This window comes from Burkholderia aenigmatica, from assembly GCF_902499175.1.
GTDB classification, from domain to species: domain Bacteria; phylum Pseudomonadota; class Gammaproteobacteria; order Burkholderiales; family Burkholderiaceae; genus Burkholderia; species Burkholderia aenigmatica.
The window spans coordinates 24,804-46,563 of record NZ_CABVQC010000001.1 but is presented as its reverse complement, the minus strand read 5'-3'; the positions used below and the strand labels follow the sequence as shown (position 1 = coordinate 46,563).

General features: G+C 65.3%; 20 protein-coding genes. 10 read left to right on the top strand and 10 right to left on the bottom strand.

Annotated elements, in window-relative coordinates; genetic code table 11:
• Window positions 1-173: 173 nt before the first annotated feature.
• Window positions 174-1,121 carry a GlxA family transcriptional regulator gene (locus BDO18943_RS00220; protein WP_175020695.1) on the top strand — a complete coding sequence of 316 codons (948 nt, stop codon included), beginning with the start codon at window positions 174-176 and terminating at the stop codon, window positions 1,119-1,121.
• 93 nt (window positions 1,122-1,214) lie between these two features.
• On the opposite strand, the gene BDO18943_RS00215 is transcribed toward BDO18943_RS00220, so the two are convergent.
• The 6 genes from BDO18943_RS00215 to BDO18943_RS00190 all read right to left on the bottom strand — a co-directional run bounded on the left by BDO18943_RS00215 (window position 1,215) and on the right by BDO18943_RS00190 (window position 5,540).
• Window positions 1,215-1,697, bottom strand: a complete 483-nt coding sequence (locus BDO18943_RS00215; protein ID WP_175020694.1) for a YybH family protein — start codon at window positions 1,695-1,697, stop codon at window positions 1,215-1,217.
• Window positions 1,698-1,827: 130 nt separating this feature from the next.
• Window positions 1,828-2,682, bottom strand: coding sequence for a DJ-1/PfpI family protein (locus BDO18943_RS00210; protein ID WP_175020693.1), 855 nt, complete (start codon window positions 2,680-2,682; stop codon window positions 1,828-1,830).
• A 153-nt stretch (window positions 2,683-2,835) separates the two neighbouring features.
• Window positions 2,836-3,582: an SDR family oxidoreductase gene (locus BDO18943_RS00205; protein ID WP_175020940.1), complete on the bottom strand. Its 747-nt coding sequence runs from the start codon at window positions 3,580-3,582 to the stop codon at window positions 2,836-2,838.
• Between the two features lie 217 nt (window positions 3,583-3,799).
• A complete protein-coding gene (locus tag BDO18943_RS00200) occupies window positions 3,800-4,645 on the bottom strand; it encodes an MBL fold metallo-hydrolase (RefSeq protein ID WP_175020692.1) in 846 nt (281 codons plus the stop codon).
• A gap of 18 nt (window positions 4,646-4,663) precedes the next feature.
• A complete protein-coding gene (locus tag BDO18943_RS00195; RefSeq protein ID WP_175020691.1) occupies window positions 4,664-4,990 on the bottom strand; it encodes a hypothetical protein in 327 nt (108 codons plus the stop codon).
• A 7-nt stretch (window positions 4,991-4,997) separates the two neighbouring features.
• Complete coding sequence (locus tag BDO18943_RS00190; protein ID WP_175020690.1) at window positions 4,998-5,540, bottom strand: sugar ABC transporter; 543 nt, start codon at window positions 5,538-5,540, stop codon at window positions 4,998-5,000.
• A gap of 166 nt (window positions 5,541-5,706) precedes the next feature.
• Between BDO18943_RS00190 and BDO18943_RS00185 the strand changes: the two genes are divergently transcribed.
• The 5 genes from BDO18943_RS00185 (at window position 5,707) to pntB (ending at window position 11,804) form a co-directional block, all read left to right on the top strand.
• Window positions 5,707-6,612 (top strand): LysR substrate-binding domain-containing protein, encoded by a 906-nt coding sequence (locus BDO18943_RS00185; protein WP_175020689.1) that lies wholly within the window; start codon window positions 5,707-5,709, stop codon window positions 6,610-6,612.
• Between the two features lie 110 nt (window positions 6,613-6,722).
• Window positions 6,723-7,526 (top strand): lipid II flippase Amj family protein, encoded by an 804-nt coding sequence (locus BDO18943_RS00180; protein WP_175020688.1) that lies wholly within the window; start codon window positions 6,723-6,725, stop codon window positions 7,524-7,526.
• A gap of 417 nt (window positions 7,527-7,943) precedes the next feature.
• Window positions 7,944-8,420: a GNAT family N-acetyltransferase gene (locus BDO18943_RS00175; RefSeq protein ID WP_175020687.1), complete on the top strand. Its 477-nt coding sequence runs from the start codon at window positions 7,944-7,946 to the stop codon at window positions 8,418-8,420.
• A gap of 365 nt (window positions 8,421-8,785) precedes the next feature.
• Entirely contained in the window at window positions 8,786-10,378 is a 1,593-nt protein-coding gene (locus BDO18943_RS00170) for a Re/Si-specific NAD(P)(+) transhydrogenase subunit alpha (protein ID WP_175020686.1), read from the top strand.
• Between the two features lie 13 nt (window positions 10,379-10,391).
• Window positions 10,392-11,804, top strand: coding sequence for a Re/Si-specific NAD(P)(+) transhydrogenase subunit beta (pntB, locus tag BDO18943_RS00165; RefSeq protein WP_175020685.1), 1,413 nt, complete (start codon window positions 10,392-10,394; stop codon window positions 11,802-11,804).
• 245 nt (window positions 11,805-12,049) lie between these two features.
• On the opposite strand, the gene BDO18943_RS00160 is transcribed toward pntB, so the two are convergent.
• Together BDO18943_RS00160 and BDO18943_RS00155 are read right to left on the bottom strand one after the other, a co-directional pair.
• A complete protein-coding gene (locus BDO18943_RS00160; RefSeq protein ID WP_175020684.1) occupies window positions 12,050-12,673 on the bottom strand; it encodes an ABC transporter ATP-binding protein in 624 nt (207 codons plus the stop codon).
• Between the two features lie 11 nt (window positions 12,674-12,684).
• The gene (locus BDO18943_RS00155) at window positions 12,685-13,986 is read right to left on the bottom strand and encodes a hypothetical protein (protein WP_175020683.1); all 1,302 of its coding nucleotides are present in this window, start codon (window positions 13,984-13,986) and stop codon (window positions 12,685-12,687) included.
• 305 nt (window positions 13,987-14,291) lie between these two features.
• Between BDO18943_RS00155 and BDO18943_RS00150 the strand changes: the two genes are divergently transcribed.
• The 4 genes from BDO18943_RS00150 to BDO18943_RS00135 all read left to right on the top strand — a co-directional run bounded on the left by BDO18943_RS00150 (window position 14,292) and on the right by BDO18943_RS00135 (window position 18,670).
• Complete coding sequence (locus BDO18943_RS00150; protein ID WP_175020682.1) at window positions 14,292-14,729, top strand: tetratricopeptide repeat protein; 438 nt, start codon at window positions 14,292-14,294, stop codon at window positions 14,727-14,729.
• 83 nt (window positions 14,730-14,812) lie between these two features.
• Window positions 14,813-15,262, top strand: coding sequence for a GNAT family N-acetyltransferase (locus tag BDO18943_RS00145; RefSeq protein ID WP_175020681.1), 450 nt, complete (start codon window positions 14,813-14,815; stop codon window positions 15,260-15,262).
• 137 nt (window positions 15,263-15,399) lie between these two features.
• Window positions 15,400-16,821 (top strand): HD domain-containing phosphohydrolase, encoded by a 1,422-nt coding sequence (locus tag BDO18943_RS00140; RefSeq protein WP_175020680.1) that lies wholly within the window; start codon window positions 15,400-15,402, stop codon window positions 16,819-16,821.
• A 79-nt stretch (window positions 16,822-16,900) separates the two neighbouring features.
• On the top strand, window positions 16,901-18,670 hold the full coding sequence (locus BDO18943_RS00135) for a histidine kinase (RefSeq protein ID WP_175020679.1): 1,770 nt from the start codon (window positions 16,901-16,903) through the stop codon (window positions 18,668-18,670).
• Between the two features lie 46 nt (window positions 18,671-18,716).
• On the opposite strand, the gene BDO18943_RS00130 is transcribed toward BDO18943_RS00135, so the two are convergent.
• Entirely contained in the window at window positions 18,717-19,808 is a 1,092-nt protein-coding gene (locus tag BDO18943_RS00130; protein WP_175020678.1) for an extracellular catalytic domain type 1 short-chain-length polyhydroxyalkanoate depolymerase, read from the bottom strand.
• 244 nt (window positions 19,809-20,052) lie between these two features.
• Window positions 20,053-21,756 carry a cobaltochelatase CobT-related protein gene (locus BDO18943_RS00125; protein ID WP_175020677.1) on the bottom strand — a complete coding sequence of 568 codons (1,704 nt, stop codon included), beginning with the start codon at window positions 21,754-21,756 and terminating at the stop codon, window positions 20,053-20,055.
• Window positions 21,757-21,760 lie beyond the last annotated feature (4 nt).

The following is a 21,760-nucleotide window of genomic DNA, read 5'->3' as shown; positions in this document are numbered from 1 at the left end:
AAAGGTGCAGGCATTGCTGAAGAAATTGCGCTGTGTGCGTCGGGTCTGAGCGGCCATACGGACAATCGATCAGCGCGTAAACGACCTTTTTCCCTCATTTCAGGCCGAATGGCGCTATTTGAGGGTTCTCGATAAAATACGACTTTCCATGGTTTTCAGTTAACGACTTCGTCATGCATCGAATCGGATTCTTCGTTTGCCGTGGCTACGATGTGCTTGATCTGGGCGGGCCACTGTCGGCCTTCAATCAGGTGACCACAGCGGCGGGCCACACGCCCTATGATCTCCATGTCATCTCGCAGTCCGGCGGCCCGGTTCCGGGCAATACGGGCCTGTCGGTCGAAACGAAGCCGATCGGAAGGCGCACGTTCGACACCGTCGTTTTCGTGGGCGGCGATGTCGATCCGATGCAGACACCCGAGAATATCGCCGCCGCCAGGAAACTGGGCGCGAGGGCCGCGCGGGTGGCAAGCGTGTGTACGGGGGCGTTTCTGCTTGCGGAAACCGGCTTGCTGGACGGCTTGAGAGCCACGACGCACTGGCGATACGCCGCGCAATTGCAGTCGCGCTTCCCGCGCACCAAGGTCGAGGGCGACAGTATCTATATCGAGGAGGGCCGCATCTGGACGTCGGCGGGCATCGCGTCCGGAATCGACCTCGCGCTCGGCATGATCGAACGCGATATGGGCGCGGAGGTTGCGCGCGCTGTTTCCAGGCTTCTGGTTGTTCCGTATCGTCGGCCAGGCGGTCAGTCCCAATTCTCCGCGATGTCGCAGATGGAGCCGGAATCGGATCGCATCCGCATCGCGCTGAATTTTGCGAGGGAACATCTGGCCGAAGCGTTGCCTGTCGAACGGCTCGCCGATGCCGCCAGATTGAGTCCGCGACAGTTCGGACGCGCCTTTCGCCGCGAAACCGGTGAAACACCTGCGAAGGCGGTCGAGCGCTTGCGAGTCGAAGCGGCGAGGCTGCGCCTGCAGGGCGGTAGCGAACCGATCGAACAGATTGCGCTGGCTGTCGGATTCACCGATCCGGAACGGATGCGGCGGGCCTTCATCAAACTGCATGGGCACCCGCCGCAAGCGATTCGACGCGAGAGTCGATCGAACGGGGCGCGCTGATCGACTGCTGGCCGATCAGCGCGATGCCCGGTCAACGTCCGTCGAACGGGCTAGTGGCGCTGTGGGCAGGTCACGATCCGTTTCGCCAGTCGATCAATGGTCATCCGTTTTCAGCGGCCCGTAGTCGTTCCACATGTCGCGATGCAACTTCCAGGCACCGCCTTGCTTCAGAAAGACGAGGGTCTGCTTGCCGCGGTATTTGAGCTTTCCATCGTGGTCATGGATCTCCGCATCCGAAACCTCCGTCACGACCCGATCGTTACCGTAGAACTCGTAATTGCTGAACGATACGCTGGCCGGCTTTGAGCCGGCATACCCGTTGGTGAAGTACGCGGTGATCGCGCTGCTTCCCGTTACCTTGTCGCCACCGGGCGGCAAGAGCATGCCGTCGTGGGTGTAGAGGCGGCCGATCGCCTCGTAGTCGCCTCGCGCGAAGGCATCCGCCCATCGCGCATTCTCGGCTTTGATGGCCGCTTCGGGCGGACGTTGCACACCACCGGCAGTCGCAGGCGCGGCAAACGCGAAAAAGGTGACGCTGGCTGCAAGCGCAGCGGTACACATACGAATTGGTTGCATCGAGTGATTTCCGATCGTGAATTTGATTTAATTAAGAGGACTGCGAAGTTTGCCGGTTGGAGCCGGCAACGTCGGCAGCGGTGATCATCGAGATCTGAAGCTGGTCGTGCTTACATCGCCAGCAAGCGGCTCAACGAACGCCCGGGACGCGTGCGAGCCCCCTGGATGCACCGGGCAGTTTCTTGTCGACCATCGCGATGATTTCGGGCCGCGCGTCCCTGGGATGACCGGAGTGGAACGGCGGCGCGGGATCATATTCGATCGCGAGTTGCGTGAATTCGGCGGCCTGCGGCCCGCGCAGCTTCGCTGCCACGCGCAGTGCGAAGTCGATGCCCGCCGTCACGCCGCCACCGCTCATGAACCGGCCGTTGTCGTCTTCCACGAAGCGATCGGGCACGGGGATGGCGCCATATTCGGCCAGCTTGTTGACGAATGCCCAATGGCAGGCACTGCGCTTGCCCTTGAGAACGCCCGTCGCGGCGAGCACGAGCGATCCGTTGCAAACCGACGTCACGTGCTTCGCGCTTTCTGCCAGACGCCGGATCTGCGCTTGATACGCGGGGCGCATCGGCGCCGACAGGTCGGACCCGCCGGGGACCAGGAGCACGTCGGTCTTGTCGATATCGGCCAGTCGTTCGGTGTTGCCGTACACGACGCCGAATTCGAGCGTCACGTTGCCGCCATCGAGGCTCGCGTAGCGAACGTTCGTATTCGGTAGCCGATGGAAAATCTCGCTGGGCCCGGCGAAGTCGAGCAGCGTCCCGCCATCGTAATTGACGATCAGGATATTGAGCGGGTCATTCGGGGAAAGTGCGCCTGCGCTGCCTGTCTGCGCAAGCGCAGGGGTTGTGTGCCCCAGCAAGGCTCCGCCACCGAGGACGGCGCCGAGGGTCGCGACGCCGCCAAACTTGAGCATATCGCGGCGCGAGCGGCCTGCTTGGGTGAGGGGCTGTCCGGAAGCATGGTTTTCGCTACGGTCGGTCAAGATCGCTTCTCCTTGCATGTCGGCCCCGCTGCGAGCGCAAGCAGGCTGGGCCGGATGGAATCACCGCCGCGACGAAAAGCGTGGCGGGCGTGAGATCGGATGGGTGGATGAGCCGGGATGACGTGCAGGGCTCTGGAAACGGGCGCCGCAGGCTCAAAGCTGCGAGGCGCCGCCATCGACGACCAGCTCGGTGCCGACGACGTACGAGGATTCGTCGCTGGCGAGATAGAGTGCCGCGTAGGCGATGTCGTCGGCCGTGCCCATGCGGCCCACTGGAATGGCTTCGGCGAACGCGGCCTTGCGGTCGCGAACCCATTCGTCGGGCATGCCCCATCTGCCGAGCAGCGGCGTGTCGATCGGGCCGGGCGCGATCGCGTTGAAGCGGATTTTCCGGTCGAGAAATTCGTAGGACCAACTGCGGGCAAGCGATCGCACGGCGGCCTTCGCTGCCGCGGTCAACGAGATGCCATGCTTGCCGGTCTGCGCGACGAACGAGGTATTGAGAATGACCGACGCGCCTGCTCGCAAGTCCGGCAGCACCGCCTGAAGCGTGAACACCACGCCCTTGACGTTGATGTCCATGATCTCGTCATAGAGTGCGTCATCGATGTCGTTGACTGCGGACGGGAAAGCCCAGCCGGCGTTCGCGAACACGACATCCAGGCCACCGAACTTCTCGTTGACCTCGGCGGCAATCGCGCGCATGTCGTCGATCGAACGGACGTCGCCCTTGAGAACGAGCGCATGCTCGCCGAGTTCGGCCTTCACACGTTCGAACACCGCATCGTCGCGCCCCGTCACTGCTACGCGAGCGCCTTCCGCAATGAACAGCTTCGCGGTTGCAAGACCGATGCCGCTGGTGCCGCCGGTGATCAACGCCGCCTTGTTTTTAAGTCTCATCTTCTGCTCCTTTCTATGTCGTGATGGATCGGGCCGAAGGCACATGGCGCAATTGCGTCGATGTGCGTTGCTCGGCTCGATCTTCCACGCGAAGTATGGAACGCGAAGCGGATGGCGCAAAGGTCGTATAACCCTCAAAAAGCGCCACTCGGTTAAACGGGCGACTCTTGCATTTCGACGCCAGGTGTTGGCATCGCACGTCAGTACACCGATGCTGTCAGCCTTCGTTCTCGTAAAGCAAGCCATACCCGTCACTCGTCCGCTCGATGCGTGCGAACCCGAGTTCCCCCAGATGCATGCCGGCGATCAACAGCCCCTCCGCGCTGACCTGATCGAGAAGCCGTGACCGCGTCGCCACCGCCAGCGACGCATCGTGATCGAACGCAATCGATACGTCCGGCCGTTGAACCTGGATATGCGGAAAATGAACCACGTCCCCCCACACAAGCAGGCTTTGATCGCGGGATTCGAGCACATATCCGGTGTGTCCATCGGTATGTCCCGGCAGCGGCAGCGCGCTGATGCCGGGGAGCACCTGACCCGAGTCGAACAGACGGAGCGTGTCGCCATAGGCATCGAACACCTGACGCGCTTTGACGAAGTTACCGCGCGCCCGCTCGCTGGCGCGGCTCAGATTGCCGTCGTCCCGCCAGAACCTGACCTCGCGCCGATGCACCACCAGCTCCGCATTCGGAAACGCGGCCCGCCCTGCATCATTCACCAGCCCTCCGACGTGATCGGGATGCGCGTGGGTCAGCAGGATGGTGTCGATCGCAGCGGGTTCGATACCGGCAAGCACCAGGTTCGTCCGGAGTTGGCCACCCCATTGCTTGAACCCGCCCGCGCCCCCGTCGATGAGGACGGTACGGCCCGCGCCGCGTACGACATAGCAATTGATATGCACGGTGTCTGGCGCTTTCTGCCCGGCTTCATGCTGCATTCTTGATGCGTCGGCCGAGTCGATGTTCGATAGAAAGTCGAGGCTGGCAGTGAGGTAGCCATCGCTGATGGCCGTGATCGTGAAATCCCCGACTTGCTGACCGGGAAAATTGAGTGTGGACATCGTGTTTCTCCGGATCGGCTAGTTGCGGGCGTGAAGGTTCGTCGCGGTGTAACCAAAACACCGAATGCGCGCGGTGAGGCCGGTGCGGCGAACGATCGCGTGATCCAGCGCTTCCATGAAGCGGTTCATGACTGCCGGCGTGCGAGACGTCCCTACGCGATACCGGACGTCTGCGAAGACGGGATGTCCATGCCCATGCCGAGCTTCCAGAAAAATGACGTGGACGTTCTTGGGCGCCGCTTCAAGCACTTGCGTACAGAGCTCGACGCAGTCGCGCGACAGTTCGGCAAGACTGTCATCAGCCGGCATCCGGTTCGCATCGATCGAGAAAGTGACGTTCGGCATCGCGGGCTTACTCCTGCGCAGCGGAAAGGGCGTGCGCGCTGGTCAGTTGCGGCGTCATCGGCGCGTAAAGGTGAATGCCTTCAGGAAGATTCTCGACAAGCTGAGCGCTGTCGCGTGGCAGGACGGCGAGCCACCGGCGCTCCGGAAACTTCTCCAGCGCAACGGCCTGCATGGCCAGCGGTTCGAGGCCCAACCGGATCAGCGGATCCGCGCCGCCGGCACACAGCGCGAGGTATTCGCCGTCCTTTACCGCCGGCGCAAAACCGATATCGCTGTAGAGATTCCGATGCCAGTCGGTGATGTGCTGCTGCCACTTCGCGAAATTGCCGCCGCCTTTCCGGCGATATTCATCGCCGGTCAGCACATCGAGCCCGTCGATCGTGTGGATCGCCAGATAGACAGGGCAACCACCGCTGATCGCCTTGAACCGCTGCGACGTGTGAAACCCTGTTACCGAGATCAGTGCGGGCAGTTTTTCGAGGCTGTAGAAGTCGTTCCATTCGGCTTCGCTGCCAAGGTCGGCGAAGCTGCATTCCACGGTGTAGATCATCACGTTGTCCTTTGAACAGGATGCACATCCATCTGCGAACCGTCGATGTTCAGTGCGGTAACGTAATGCTAAGCTCGCATTTCCACCCGATAAAACGAAATAAAGTCAGCCTTCAGTGACATTTGCTCAAGCTGACGGCAAGCACACCCTGACCGTCGAGACGCCCATGCCCCGCAAGATCCCAAGCAATTCCGCGCTCCAGGCGTTCGAAGCCGCGGCCCGACACGGCAGCTTTGCCCGAGCCGCCGAAGAGCTGGCGCGGACGGAGGGCGCCGTTAGCCGTCAGATCGGCCGGCTGGAGGCGTTCCTGGGCGTCACGCTGTTCGAGCGGATCGGCAATCGGGTACGGCTGGCGCCGAACGGCGCGCGATACGCGGTGCAGGTGCGCGAGATTCTGGATCGGCTGGAACGGGACAGCCTGTACCTGATGGGCCAGCCCATCGAAGGCGCGAGCATCGATATCGCCGCCATTCCAACCTTTGCCACCCGCTGGCTGATCCCCCGGCTGAAGCACTTTCAAGACCGGCATCCACATATCACAGTGCATATCGCCGAGCGGATGGAACCGTTCCTGCTGACCGGGAGCGGTTTCGACGCCGCCATTCATTTCGAGCATCCGGCATGGGCGGGGATGCATCTGCATCCGCTGCTGGAGGAAGTGCTGGTGCCCGTCTGCAGCCCGGCGCTGCTCGCCGGTGCCGGGGCGAACCCGTCGCTGGATGCACTGCCGCGTCTGCACCGGCGACAAAACCCGGACGCGTGGCAGGCTTATGCGCAGGAGGCCGGCATCGTGCTGACCAATTCGGCGGTCGGCGCGCGTTACGATCTCCATTCGATGCTGATCGAAGCGGCGCTGGCCGGCCTGGGCGTCGCGCTGGCGCCGCGCCTTTACATCGACGCGGAGCTCGAGCAGGGCCGGCTGGTCGCGCCCTGGCCGGCTGGCAAGTCGATTACGAAAAACTTCTGCCTCGTCCTGCCCGAGCCGATCGAACTGGCCGAGGGTCCGTTGCAGGCATTCGCGACATGGATGCTGAATGAGGCGCGGGGATTGGCCCCGCGCGGTAGCGCCTGACGCGCGTCGCCCAACCGTTACGCCTGCGAAGGCGGCCTCACCCGGCCGATGCGCCGGGCGCGGGCAGGGCTCGGGTACACTCGTAATCCCGTCACGCACGCGGCACCAGCATGGACAGTCAGCTTTGGATCATCTGCGGGCTTACCTTCGTCATCCATGTGATCGCGACACTCGCGTATGCGGTGCGGATCGCCGGCGTTCGCACGCGTCGCATCGCGTTGTCGTTCTCGTTGTTCGGGATCATCGCGCTGGTGTCCCGAACGGCCAATTCGTTTCAGGGGCCGTTCATCGCGAAACGGGTTGAAATCGACATCGCGCATCGGATGGGGAGCGGGTTGCTGGCCGACTTCCGGTGGTTCCTGCTGTCCGCAACCGTAGCGACCATTGTCGGGACATTCCTGATCCCGACGTTCCAGCGTTATTTCAGTCGCGCCGTCGAACACTTCCAGGCGAACCGCTCGATTCCGCGCCTGCTGCTGGACGCGTGCAGTCGCGCAGGGATCAACACGCTTCGCGTCGGCGCACGACTGCCCTCGAGCCAGAACGTCACGCAATTGGCCGCGAATACGGGCGTGTCGTGGCGCGTCATCGCGTTGAACGTTGCCGCGATGGCGATCTGGACGGTCGGCGTGTTCGCGTCGCTGTATGCGGGCTACCTGAAGCCCGATCTGAGAGTGACATGCGCGAACCTGTCGTCCGTCATCAACGGTTTCGCGACCGTCGTGCTGGCGGTCGTCATCGACCCGCAGGTGTCCGTCATGACCGACGACGTCATCGAAGGGCGAATCTCGGAAAACAGCTTCCGGCGGGCCATCACGACACTCGCGGGCGCGCGCGTGCTCGGCACGTTGTGCGCGCAGGCGCTGCTCGTTCCGGCCGCGCTCGTCATCGTGCGCGTCGCCGAGCTGATCTAGTGCGGCAGGCCTGAACGGCGCGAACGGGCGCGAGCGGGCGAGATCGGTTCGAGGTGGCGGAATGGCGTGATCCCGGTTCGCGTATCGGCTTGCTCGCGGTTTTGCGCGATGCGCATCCACATGTCGACATGCATGCCGGAGGCGGGTGCGCGCCGCATGCGTGCGCATGTCGACGCTGCGCGCGGGTGAGCGTTGCAGGGTTTAACCGGAATACGCCACATCCTCGTTTAAACTCGGTTGCACGGAAGATCTCCGTGCGACGCGGCGTGCGTCGTCGTGACGCGACACATCGCATCGTGCCGGCGAGCGGGGGATGCGCGATGAAACCGATTCCTGCCGCCAGGTCTCGCTGTCGTGGCCTCAAAAAAATCAGCAGTCTTGTACAACTCGAACTACGTGCCTCAGGGAGCCAATCGAATGAATTCCCCGGTGATTCGGGCCGCCGTTGCAAAAGACGTTGGAGACATCTACGCGGTACACCGCGACTCGGTCGTCAATCTTTGCGCCGGCCATTACACGCAGCAACAGATCGAGGGCTGGCTGGACGGGCGGGATCCTTCGATGTACCTGGCCGCCGTCGCCGATGGCGCGATCTGGGTCGCCGACGACGGCGGAATATGCGGCTTCGTCGAGACGGCGGGCGAGGAGGTCACCAAGCTGTTCGTCCGCGGCCATTCGGCGGGGGGCGGCGTTGGCGCCATGTTGCTCACGCATGCGGTCTCCAAGATCGCGAACGGCGGCCACGCGCGCGCGTATCTCGAAGCCACCACGAACGCCCGGCCGTTCTATGAACGACACGGGTTCGAGGTCGTCGGGCAGGGGCGTTTTTCGCACGGGCGCAGCCAGGTCGAGCTCGAGATCGTGAAGATGGAGCGACGGTTGGCGCAGGGCTAGACCGCGAGCGGGACGGCCCCGGAGAATGGACGGAAGGTGGCCGGCCCGTCGTGTCCAGACAGGGGATTCATGGATTGAATGCGCGTCGATTCAAAATATAAATTTCGGAAAGACTCTGGCACGGGATATGCTTCGCAGTTCTTATCCGATCGGAACAGAGGCCGGATATTCGTCAGGAAAATCAGACAACAGCATGAACCGGGTTGATCTGACAAGACGATCGATTAGAGGATGGACCGTTTGTGAAATCCGCGCGGCAGTGCCAAGCTGCGCGCGAAGCAAAGTCGTACACGGATGGATTGAGTTGGGTGACGTGAAACGCAGGCCGTAATTCCTTGCGACGGCCACTACTGACAGTTCAGGATATGACATTACTGATTGGGGTCCCTCTGGAGACGGCCCACGAGGAGCGGCGCGTAGCGACCGTTCCCGACGTGGTCGAAAAGCTGATCAAGCTCGGGTTCTCGGTGGCCGTGCAAAGCGGTGCCGGCACCGGCGCGAACTTCAGCGACGACGACTACCGTACGGCCGGGGCCGAAGTCGTGGCGACGGCTGCCGATCTATGGGGACGCAGCGATATCGTTTTCAAGGTGCGCCCGCCGAGCAGCGAAGAAGTCGCGCTGATGCGTGAGGGTGGCACGCTGATCGGCTTCGTCTGGCCGGCCCAGAACCCTGAACTGATGCAGCAGCTGGCCGCCAAGCGGGCCACGGTGCTGGCGATCGATTCGTTGCCGCGCACGCTGTCGCGCGCGCAGAAGATGGATGCGCTCACGTCGATGGCCGGCGTGAGCGGCTACCGTGCCGTTATCGAGGCGGCCCACGCATTCGGCCGTTACTTCAACGGGCAGATCACGGCTGCGGGCAAGGTGCCGCCGGCCAAGGTGTTCATCGCCGGCGCGGGCGTCGCCGGTCTCGCGGCGATCGGCACGGCCGCGGGCCTCGGCGCGATCGTGCGCGCCAACGACACGCGCGCGGAAGTTGCCGACCAGGTCAAGTCGCTGGGCGGCGAATTCGTCAAGGTCGACTACGAGGAAGAGGGCTCGGGCGGCGGCGGCTACGCGAAGGTGATGAGCGAAGGCTTCCAGCAGGCGCAGCGCGCGATGTACGCGCAGCAGGCCAAGGAGGCGGACATCATCATCACCACCGCGCTGATTCCCGGCAAGCCGGCACCGAAGCTCATTACGGCCGAGATGGTGCAATCGATGAAGCCGGGCAGCGTGATCGTCGACATGGCCGGCGAGCAAGGCGGCAACTGCGAGTTGACGGTGCCGGGCGAGGCGGTGGTGCGTCACGGCGTGACCATCGTCGGCTATACGGATCTCGCGTCGCGCCTGGCACGCCAGTCGTCGACGCTGTATGCGACCAACCTGCTGCGCGTGGCCGAGGAGCTGTGCAAGAACAAGGACGGCACGATCAACGTCGACTTCAATGACGACGCGATCCGCGGCCTCACGGTCATCAAGGAAGGCAACGTGACCTGGCCGCCGCCGCCGATCCAGCAGCCGGCCGCCGCACCGAAACCCGCCGCGCCGCCGGTCGCGGCAGCCGTCTCCAAGGGCCACGGTCACGGCAGCGGCGCACCGATGTCGGCCAAGTCGCTCGCCATCACGTTCGCCGTCGGCGCACTGGCGTTCCTGCTGGTCGGCCAGTTCGCGCCGGCCACGTTCCTGTCGCACTTCACGGTGTTCGTGCTGGCCTGCTTCGTCGGCTACATGGTGATCTGGAACGTCACGCCGTCGCTGCATACGCCGCTGATGAGCGTCACCAATGCGATCTCGTCGATCATCGCGATCGGCGCGCTGGTGCAGGTCGCGCCGCCATTGGGCGATGCGGCGGCGGAGGGCCGCCCGTCGGGGCTGATCCTGGGCCTGGCGGTGGGCGCGCTGACGCTCACGGCCGTCAACATGTTCGGCGGCTTCGCGGTGACGCGCCGTATGCTGGCGATGTTCCGCAAGTAAGGAGACGACAACCATGACTTCCAATCTGACTACCGTCTCCTATATCGGCGCGGCCATCCTCTTCATCCTCAGCCTCGGCGGGCTGGCCAATCCCGAGACCGCGCGCCGCGGCAACCTGCTCGGCATGATCGGCATGCTGATCGCGGTGCTCGCGACCGTACTCGGCCCGCGCGTTTCCGCCGAGGGCATTCCGTATATCGTGGCGGCACTGGTCGTCGGCGGCGCGGTCGGCCTCATCGCCGCGAAGAAGGTGCAGATGACGCAGATGCCCGAGCTGGTTGCGCTGATGCACAGCCTGGTCGGTCTGGCCGCGTGTCTGGTGGGCTTCGCGAGTTACATCGATACGTCGGTGCAGTTCACGGGTGCCGAGCACGCGATCCACGAAGTGGAAATCTACGTCGGCATCCTGATCGGCGCGGTGACCTTCGCGGGCTCGGTGATTGCGTTCGGCAAGCTCTCCGGCAAGATCGGTGGCAAGCCGCTGCTGCTGCCGGCACGTCACTGGCTCAACCTGGCTGCACTGGTGGTGGTGATCGTGTTCGGCCGCGCGTTCCTGCATGCGGAGACGGTCCAGGACGGCCTGACGCCGCTCATCGTGATGACGGTGGTGTCGCTGCTGTTCGGCGTGCACATGGTGATGGCGATCGGCGGCGCGGACATGCCCGTCGTGGTGTCGATGCTCAACAGCTACTCGGGGTGGGCGGCGGCGGCCACCGGCTTCATGCTCGGCAACGACCTGCTGATCGTGATCGGCGCACTGGTGGGCTCGTCGGGTGCGATCCTGTCGTACATCATGTGCCGCGCGATGAACCGCAACTTCATCAGCGTGATTGCGGGCGGCTTCGGTACCGGCAGCGGTGCGCCCGCGGCGTCGGGCGCGGGTGCGCAGCCGGCCGGCGAAGTGGTGGCGGTGAGCGCGCTGGAAACGGCCGAACTGCTGCGCGACGCGAAGAGCGTGATCATCGTGCCCGGGTATGGGATGGCCGTGGCGCAAGCCCAGCACACCGTGCACGAACTCACGAAGGTGCTGCGCGAGAAGGGCGTCGACGTGCGTTTCGCGATCCATCCGGTGGCCGGCCGCATGCCGGGGCACATGAACGTGCTGCTCGCCGAGGCGAAGGTGCCTTACGACATCGTGATGGAGATGGACGAGATCAACGGCGATTTCCCCGAAGCCGACGTGTCGATGGTGATCGGCGCGAACGACATCGTGAACCCGGCGGCGCAGGAAGATCCGGGCAGCCCGATCGCCGGCATGCCGGTGCTCGAGGTGTGGAAGGCGAAGACCTCGATCGTGATGAAGCGCAGCATGGCGTCCGGCTATGCGGGCGTCGACAATCCGCTGTTCTACAAGGACAACAACCGGATGCTGTTCGGCGACGCGAAGAAGATGCTGGACGAGGTGTTTGGGGCGTTGAAGGCCTGACGGGGCGCGTGTTCGGGCACGTGCGCGGGTCCAACGATAAGCGGCTGGGGTGTCGGACAGTCGGTTGATCGGGGCCCGGCACGCCGGACATCTGCATCGGGAAGGTCACGGAAGTGCGAGGCGGCAGGCTCTGTTTCGCACTTCCTTCCGGAAAATGACGACGATCGATTGTCGGTGCGCAGATCCCCCTCCGTACAGCAGCCACACCCGATTCATCACCGTGACTGAGCCGGTGAAGATACCGTCTATCCAGCGAATCCAAGCTCCGCGAAATTGGTGATCCTGGCGTCGCACGCGCGCGCCAGCGCCGGATCGTGACTCGAAAAAAAGACGGCACGGTCCTTGGCCAACGTCTTGAACAGATCGATCAGCACCGCACGCGACGCCGCATCGAGCCCGTTGCCCGGTTCGTCGGCGATCACGACGGTGGGCGCACCGAGCGTCGTCGCCGTCAGGAACAGTTTCTTGCGCGTGCCGAGCGACATCTGCTCGAAACGCTTCTCCAAATGCGGGGCCAGCCCGAATCGATCCGCCAGCTCGAGCGTGCGGGTATCGACAGCTGTATTCTTGGCAGCCGCCACGAGGTCGAGAAATTCACGACCGGTCTGAAACGGATACGCGAGGCAATCGTCGGGCACGTACGCCAGTGCGGATTTCGCATCGAGCGGCGCGGTGCGCAGCGAATGGCCGCCGAGCCACACCTCGCCTTCGTCCGCGTCGATCGTGCCGGCGAGAATGGCGAGCAACGTCGATTTGCCACTGCCGTTTTCGTCGCACAGCGCGACACATCCGGCACCGGATGCGTAGTGGAGTCTCTGGAAGATGACGCGCTTGTCGTAGCGCTTGCCGAGATTGTCGAAGCGGAGCATGAATCAGTCGATCAAATGAAAATTGGCCAGGTGAGCGTGACCCAGATCACGGTCAGCAGGACGCCCAGCAACACGGATTGTCGGGACGCGTAGCGTTGCGGCAGATAGTGTAATGCGACGAGCGGTGCGCCCGAGCAGACGAGCGCTGCCGCCATCTGCGACGACAGCACGCCGTGCAGCACCAGCAGCAGCGGTGCGATCGCGGCGAACGGCAGCGCCAGCGCGACAACGGTCAGCCAGTCGGCGCGGCGCTTCGCGAAGGCCGACAGCGGCAGCGACCGCATGAAGTGAGCCGCACGCTGGTGAGCCGCCCGCAAATCGCGATAGGTCGTCGCGGCGATGAGTGCAATGACGGCCTGCGCCATCAGCGTCAGCGGCACGGCGCGCTTGTCGAAATCCCAGAGTGCAAGCAGGAACCCTGTTGCGGCGGCGACCGCACCCATCATCAGGCAGTGTCCGACGGTGCTCGCGGCACGGTCCCGCAGGATGCCGATTTGCAGCGTGGCGATTGGCGAAAGCCCATTCCGCACACGGGCGCGGATGGCATGCGTGACGCGACGCGCGCATGCGCCCGGCGTTCTCGACCGAGCGGACGACGCGGCGGCGGTATGCGCAATCGTGAATGCCGCGAGCAACAATGCCACGATCAGCAACACCGGACGCAACGCACCCTCGGCGTGGAAGCCGCCGACGAGGAAGGCATTGGCAACGATCAACGCGATCGCGTCGCGCATATTGCGCGACAGCGCGGTCAGTTGCCATCCCAGCGTAATCAGGAACAGGTCGAACACGAACAGGTAGTTGACCGCCTTCTGCGGCACGAAGGCGAGCGCGATGGCGGCCGCCAATACGGGCAGCAACAGCGGCGTACTCGCGATGATCACGACGAGGGTGTCGACGAGACGACGGCGGCTGTCGGGGACGGGCAAAGATGCAAGGAAGGTGACGAACGGCCCGCCGGTGATCGCGGTGCGCTGCGCCAATACCCACACGATGCCGACGGCTTCGAGCAGGTGCACCCACGCGAACCGCCATTCGATGCCATGCGATGGGGCCAGCGCTTCGAGTACGGGGGCGCCCAGGATGCGTGTCTGCGAAAACACCGGCATTGCCGGCAGCAACAGCAGAATCAACAGGAACAGTGCCTGCCAATGCCTGCGCAGCAGGCTGGACGTCGCAAGCGCGTACCACCTCAGTCGGCAAGACAACATCGCTTCCAGCTCCCTTTCACTGCGCAATCGAACCCGGCATCGTGCCACGGCGGTCGCCGCGCCACAACCACATCCGTCTTCGCTGGGCGTGGCGACACGCATGAGATCGCCACGTCATATGAAAAACCGTCGCCGCGTATGATCGCGCCGGTTGCGCAAACGGGTGGGGCACGGCGGCTCAAGGCATCCGTCAGCGTAGCATCCTGATACGAGTCTTGTTGGGTTCACGAGCCGACGCCGCAGAGATGCGCCGAAAGTCGAGACGCGCGCGTCATACGGCTCGGGTATGCTGGATGAATGCCGGCCGAGTGAACGCGCAGGACGGCAAAACTGCACACAATCGCCGCGATCGTATCGCAACCACCGGCCGCACCGGGCCGCTTTCAACTCCGGAACAGGGACTCGACATGGCAGAACTGGACAACGCGCTGTACGAACGGATCGGCGCGCTGAGCGACGCGGGCGATGCATTGATGGAAGACGGCGACTACGCAGGCGCGCTGGCGAAATTCCGGGCGGGTTTCGACCTGCTTCCCGAACCCAAGACCAATTGGGAAGCCGGAACCTGGTTGATGGCCGCGATCGGCGACGCGAATTTCTATCTGGAGGACTACGCGGCCGGACGCGACACGCTCGGCGAGGCGATGCATTTCCCCAACGCGATCGGCAACCCGTTCCTGCACCTGCGGCTCGGCCAATGCCAGTTCGAACTGGGCAATCTCGATCGCGCGGCGGACGAGCTGATGCGCGCGTACATGGGCGGCGGGCCGGAGCTGTTCGAGGACGAGGACGGCAAGTACCTGCGATTCCTGGCGACGCGGGCGGAAGGCATCGAGACGCCCTGACGCACGCGTGCCGGCGGCGCGAGCAGGCTTCGACGCCCGCGCCGCGATGCCGGGCGTTTTCTTCGCACGAGCGCAACCCGCCCATGAACCTGACCTTTCCTCTCGCCACCCGATCCGACGCCGAAACGCTGGTCGCGATCCGCATCGCCGCGATGCGCGACAGCCTCGAGCGTGTCGGCCGCTTCGATCCCCAGCGTGCGCGCGAACGCTTTCTCGCGTCGTTCGACCCGGCGCTATGCCGCTTCATCGAAGCCGATGGTGTGAATGCGGGCTTTTTCGTGGTTCGGCCGCAGGAAGACCACTGGCAGCTCGACCATCTGTACATTGCGCCCGCGCATCAGGGAAAGGGCATCGGCGCGGCCGTGCTGCGCAGCATCCTTGCCGATGCGGATGAGAAGCGCGTGACCGTTCGTGTCGGTGCGCTGCGCGGCAGCGCGTCGAACCGCTTCTATGCGCGGCACGGCTTCGTGCAGGCCGACGAAGCGGAGTGGGACATCTACTACGTGCGCGAACCGGGTTCGGCAACCGTGTAGGCCGCATGCGGCCACGCACTGCGGCGACGCATCCGCGGTGCGATCCGGGCGAGCGCATCAGCGTTTTCCCGGATACGGAATGCGCGGCGCGTGCCGTTGATGCAGAGAGACTATAAATACATGCTCCGAGGCTCATCATGACGACATCTGCAACAAACGGACCGAATGCGGTATCGCCTGAAACGAACGGGGCGGCAGCGACATCCGACGATGCGGGTGGCGTGCCGTCGATCCTGCTGGTCGACGACGAGCCGAGCGTGCTGTCGGCGCTCAAGCGCGTGTTCCGGCCCGCGGGCTACGCGATCCTGACCGCGGAAAGCGGCGAGGCCGCCCTCGAGATACTGGCGTCGACCGAAGTCGACCTGATCGTGTCCGACATGCGGATGCCGGGCATGAGCGGCGCGGAGTTCCTGGCCCGTGCACGGGCGCGCTACCCGGATACGATGCGCATCCTGCTGACCGGCTATGCCGAGATCGCGTCGGTCGTGCAGGCCGTCAACGAAGGCGGCGTATATCGCTACCTGAACAAGCCGTGGGACGATCACGACCTGCTGCTGACCATCGAACACGCGCTGGAGCAGCGGCATTTGCGGCGCGAAGCGGCCCGGCTGGCCGCGCTGACGGAAGAACAGAACGAAGCGCTGCGCCGTTTCAACACGGAACTCGAAACGCAGGTTCGCGCACGCACGGAGGAACTCGGCCAGACCGTGATGTTTCTCGAAGCCGCGCAACGCGACCTGAAAAGCAGTTTCACCGCGATGGTCCAGGTCTGCGCGAGCATGATCGAGATGCGCTGCGGGTCGGCCAGCGGTCACGCGATGCGGGTCGGCGAGATTGCGCGGCGGCTCGCGCTGGCATCCGGGATGAGCGAGCTGCATGCGCAGGACGTCTATTTCGCAGGGCTGCTGCACGGCATCGGCAAGCTGTCGTTGCCGGACGAATTGCTGCGCAAGCCGCTCGCGAAGATGACGGCCGAAGAGCACGGCCTGTTCCAGCAGCATCCGCTGCGCGCGCAGATGGTGCTGACGCCGGTCGCGCAACTGCACAAGGTCGCGTCGATCGTGCTGCACCAGTACGAACGCTTCAACGGACGCGGCACGCCGGACGGCCTGGCGGGCGACTCGATTCCGCTCGGCTCGCGGATCGTGGCGATCGTGCGCGACTTCGAAGGGCTGCGCAACGGCGACATCGGTGCGCCGCATTCGGTCGAGCAGGCGATCGACGCGTTGCGCTCGCAGGCCGGCGTGCGTTACGACCCGCGGATCGTCGACCGCCTGATCGAACTGCTGCAGGACCCGGCGAGTCTCGGCATCGCGGCGTCCGTCGCGGAGATCAAGTCCGCGCAGCTGCGCGAAGGGATGCAGCTCGCCGACGATCTGCGCACGCATCGCGGCGTGCTGCTGATGACCAAGGGCAGCGTGATGTCGGCGCACCAGATCGAGCTCGTGCGCCGCTTCGAGACGCGCGAGGGGACGTCGTTCGACATCCTCGTGCTGGCCGGCCAGGCCGCGGCGAAGCCGGTGCCGAACGCGCCGAACGCGGGCGCGGCCCCTGCCTGAGCCCGGACACGCGGCCTGTTGGCCGCGGTGCGCGATCGCGCGCTGCGGCAACGCACTCACCTCGATTCGGGCGCTCATCATGTACGGCACCTACGATCTCCCGCTCGTCCTGCTGTCGCTCGCGATCGCGACGCTGGCCTCCTATACGACACTCGACCTGGCTGCCTTCATTTCGCTGCTCGACAACCCGAAGCTCAAGCGGGCGTGGCTGGGCGGCGGTGCGATGGCGATGGGTACCGGCATCTGGTCGATGCATTTCGTCGGCATGCTCGCGTTCTCGCTGCCGATTCCGCTCGGCTACGCATTGTCGGATACAGGCGCATCGCTGGCGATTGCCGTGCTCGTGTCGTACTTCGCGCTGACGGTCGTCACGCGCGCGCGGCTGGGCTGGTGGCGGCTGCTCGCGGGCGGCGCGCTGATGGGCGGCGGGATCGCCGGCATGCATTACACGGGGATGGCCGCGCTGCGCATGCAGCCCGGCATTCGCTACGATGCGGCGTTGTTCGCCGCGTCGATCGGCATCGCGGTGATCGCGTCGACGGCCGCGTTGTGGATCGCACAGGCGCTGCGCGTGCAGCAGGCGCGCCATGCGACCGCCCAGCGGGTCGGCGCGGCCTTCGTGATGGGCATCGCCATTACCGGCATGCACTACACGGCGATGGCGGCCGCCCATTTCGCGCCGGACGCGCGATGCGGAGCCGCGAACGGAGTCGATACGCCGTGGCTCGCAACAACCGTCGCGCTGTTTACGACGGGGACACTGGTCGTCACTTTGCTGCTGAGCCGATTCGATGCGCGCACAACCTTCCTGCGCGGGATGACCGATACGCTCGAGCGGCTCGTGCGATTGCGCACCGCCGAACTGGAACGCGCGCTGCACCGCTACGAACAGACGACGGCGATGCTGCAGCGTACGCGCGAAAACATGGCGACCGAGATCGACGAACGCAAGGCCGCGCAGGCGCGGCTCGAACAGGAGAAGGACGAGCAGCGGCGCCTGTTGCAGGTACTCGAGGAAACCCACGTGCAGTTGCTGCAGTCGGAAAAGCTCGCGTCGATCGGCCAGCTCGCGGCCGGTGTCGCGCACGAGATCAACAATCCGATCGGCTTCGTCAGCGCGAACCTCAATACGTTGAAGACCTGGGTACGCAGTCTGCTCGACGTGATCGCCGCGCATGAAGCCGCGCTGCCGCAGCTCGACCCGGCCACGCGCGACGCGCTGACGGCGATGGGCCGCGCGGCGGATCTGGACTATGTGCGCGACGAGATCGCGACGCTGATCGACGAATCGATCGACGGCGCGTTGCGTGTGCGGCGCATCGTGCAGGATCTGCGCGATTTCTCGCGTCCGGCCAGCGGCGAATGGAGCGTGGTCGATCTTCGCGCGGGCCTGGAAAGCACGCTCAACGTCGTCCACAACGAACTCAAGTACAAGGCCGAGATCGTGCGCGATTACGGCGACGTGCCGCAGGTCGAATGCCTGCCGTCGCAGTTGAACCAGGTCTTCATGAACCTGCTGGTGAACGCGGCGCACGCGATTCCCGAGCGCGGCGTGATCACGATCCGCACGTCGAGCGACGGCGAGCAGGTGTCGATCGCGATCAGCGACACCGGAACGGGCATGACGCCCGATGTCGTCCGGCGGATCTTCGATCCGTTCTTCACGACGAAGCCGGTCGGGCAGGGCACGGGGCTGGGCTTGTCGGTGTCGCATGGGATCGTCAAGCGCCATCGCGGCACCATCGACGTGACGAGCGAGCCCGGGCACGGCACGACGTTCTGCGTCCGCATACCGATCCGGCGGGCCGGCGATCGCGCGAACGCGGCAGCGCTGGCGCAACGGGCGTGATCGCATGACGGCGTCGTGCGCCACGGGGCGGCGCGGTTGTCGCACGTCACCGCAGTCGCTTGCGGCGCTGGCGACGAAAGAAATGCCAGAACATCGCGGCGGCGTCCGGCCCGGTGGCGGAATGAAACGGCTCGCGCGGGTCGCCACCGCTCCATGCATGCGGCAGCCGGCGGACGATGCAGACCCTGACGACGAGACGTCCGGCCTTGAGATAGTCGACATAGTCGGCATCGTCGCGCGCATGGATGCGTTGCTCGCCAACGCGCATCGCGCCGTGTTCATCGACGAGCCGGTTGAGCCGGGCGAACGCGATGCCGAGCTGCGTTGCGTTTCGGTCGGTCACGACCGTATCGAGTGCGCCGTGCATGACAAGGGCCGGCATGCCGGGATAGGAGGCGACGTCGGCGCAGGCCTCGACTGCGCGTATCGGGTCGTCGCGCAGGCCTCGACGCATCAGGTTCATTGCCGCCAGTGTCGACGACGGCGGGGCGATGGCGGGGCCGGAGTGCAGTCCGACTGCCGCGAAGCGATCGGGATACCGTATTGCCAGTGCCGCGGCGAGCCCGGCACCGGCGGACATGCCGGCCAGGTAGATCCGGTCGCGGTCGAATCCGTGCTGTCGCACGACTGCGTCGACCAGCGACGCAACGGCCGCGGCTTCGGACTGCGTCGCGTCGCCATGCCAGTGCCAGCAGCGGTGCGCATGGGCCGTCCTGGCTTGCTCGGGAAACAGCACGGCGAATCCCGACCGCTCGGCGAGACGGCACATGCGCGTGCCCGTGGCAAACGATTCGGCGCTCTGCTTGCAGCCGTGCAGCATGACGACGGCCGGCATGCCGGCTGTCGTCGCGGGCGCGGCGGGCAGATACAGCGCGTATGCAAGGTGGTTCACGTAGCGGCCGGCACTCGGGCCGGCGGAATGAAACGACCGGAGCCACGTGCCGGGCGCCTTGTCCGTCCGTGCGCGGGCGGGATGCACGGTGCCCGGGCGTGTTGCGGTACGGGCGACGACGGCGGGCTTGACCGCCCGTTTGGCGGCCGGTCGTGGCTTGTTCGTGCGCTTCGCCGGGCGCGTGCCGGTTGCGACGGAGAGCAGGTCGAGAGGCCGCAACCAGAGGCTGGTTTTTTTCCTGGACATGTGCAGTTTCGTGCCGGCGGCCGACCGTAGCAGGAAGATGCAGCCGAATCCGCCGTCGAGTTGAAAATCGAAATGGGGCGCGGAGCAAGATTCGTGCTGCCGGCCGCGTGCGCACCTGAACCGGTCGGCAGATCGAATGCAACGGGAAGCAAGGGCCTGCTTGACGGCAGCGATTCGAGGCTGCCATCGGCGATGTTCACCGTCCGATGTGACGCCCGTGCGAATCGAAGTCTGCATCGAGCCTCTAGCGCCGGTCCAGCAACGTATCGCTCAGCACATTGAACGCTGCGCCCGGCAGCTCGTGCAGGTGCTCGACCACGCTGCTGACCGGATAGAACGCTTCGACCGAAGCGTCGAGGATCCCGACGCCGATCAGTTCGACGCGCCGCTCGCGCAGCGCATCGACGCGTGCGCGCAGGTCGGTGCGCAGGATCGCCGGGTTGCCGTCGCCGGTTGCCGGATAGCCGTCCGACAGTACCATCAGGATGCGCCGCTGCGCTCGCTTCGCGAGCAGCCGCTCGGCGGCCCAGCTCAACGCCTCGCCGTCGGGATTCTCGTGGCCGCATTCGATGCAGGCGAGGCCGCTCGGATTGTCGGAATCGAACCGCTTGTAGACGCGCAGGTCGAGCCGTTCGACGAACCGGTTATAGCCGAAGGTGTCGCGGCCCGCGTCGATCCAGCGCTGGTAGTGCGCGCGCATCGCGGTATCCTCGACGGAACTGTAGCCGAGCACTTCGCACGCGAAGCCGAGCTGCGTCAGCGCATTGCACAGCGCCGCCGCGCACAGCCTGGCGAGCTCGATCTTCTTGCCGGCCATCGACCCGCTGCAATCGATCAGCAGGCTGACGGCCGCGTCTCGCCCGGGCGCCGCGCGCCGGACGCGGAACGGCGTGCGATAGCCGGGCGAGGTGACGAGGCGGGCGAGCGACGTCCGGTCGAGCGCGCCGCGCTCCTGTTCGCGCTTCCAGCGCGTCTGCTCGTCCACTTTCAACGCGCGTTCGAGTCGCAGCTTGAGCGGCTCGGTTTGCGCGCGGGCCGCGCTTCGCAGGCGGTGCCAGCGAGCCGGTTCGCCCTGGCCGGTGAAATCCGTCACCGTGTCGAACGCGGTGGTCAGCGGGACCGACAGCAGTGGCCGGTTGTCCGCGGACAGACGGATCGTGCCGGGCGTTGCGTCGCCCGGCGTCGGCGCTTCGGCCGACAATTCCGTGTCGGCGATCGCACCGGCGCTCGATTCGGCCGAAACCGGCGCACGTGCGTCGTCCGGCGCGCCCGGTCCTTCCGATTCGAATTCGGCGACGATGCTGTCGCTGTCGATCGTGCTGCCCGGATCGGCGGTGAACATCAGGTTGTTCGCGCCGGCCGACGCGAGCGCGCGCACGCGTTCGACGATCCGGTGCGCGGCGCGGATGCTGTCGGCGGTCGAGGTCGCGGCACGTGCTTCGTCGACGAGATCGCCCGACGCGGCCAGCGTCGCATCGAGCGACTGCACGCGCTCGATGGGGGACGGCGATTCGTCCCACAGCGCACGTTCGATGCGCCACACCAGCCTGTCGCGCCACGCCATTCGCTGCCACCGGGGAAGCGTGTCGGCGGCCGATGCCGCCCGCATCCGCCGCAGGAACGCCATTGCGCCGGGATAGATCGACGCGAGGCGAGCGGCCGCGCGCCGGTCGTCGATCGCCTGCGCAATGGCCCGCACCGCGGGCGACGCCAGCGCGGCAATGTCATCGATTGCGCCGAAGCGGGTGCGTGCCGCGTAGAGGTCGACGAGGCCGATGATCGCGTCGTCGTCGACGTTGCCGGCGAGCAGCGTGTCGGGCAGCACCAGCAGGTCGCGCTGCGCGACCGGCCCGTGGCGCGCGAACCGCACCTCGATGCCGTGCCGTTGCGCGAGCGTGCGGGCGAGCCGGGTCAGGTGGAGCGACCGCGCGTCGTCGTCCCGGTCCATCGCG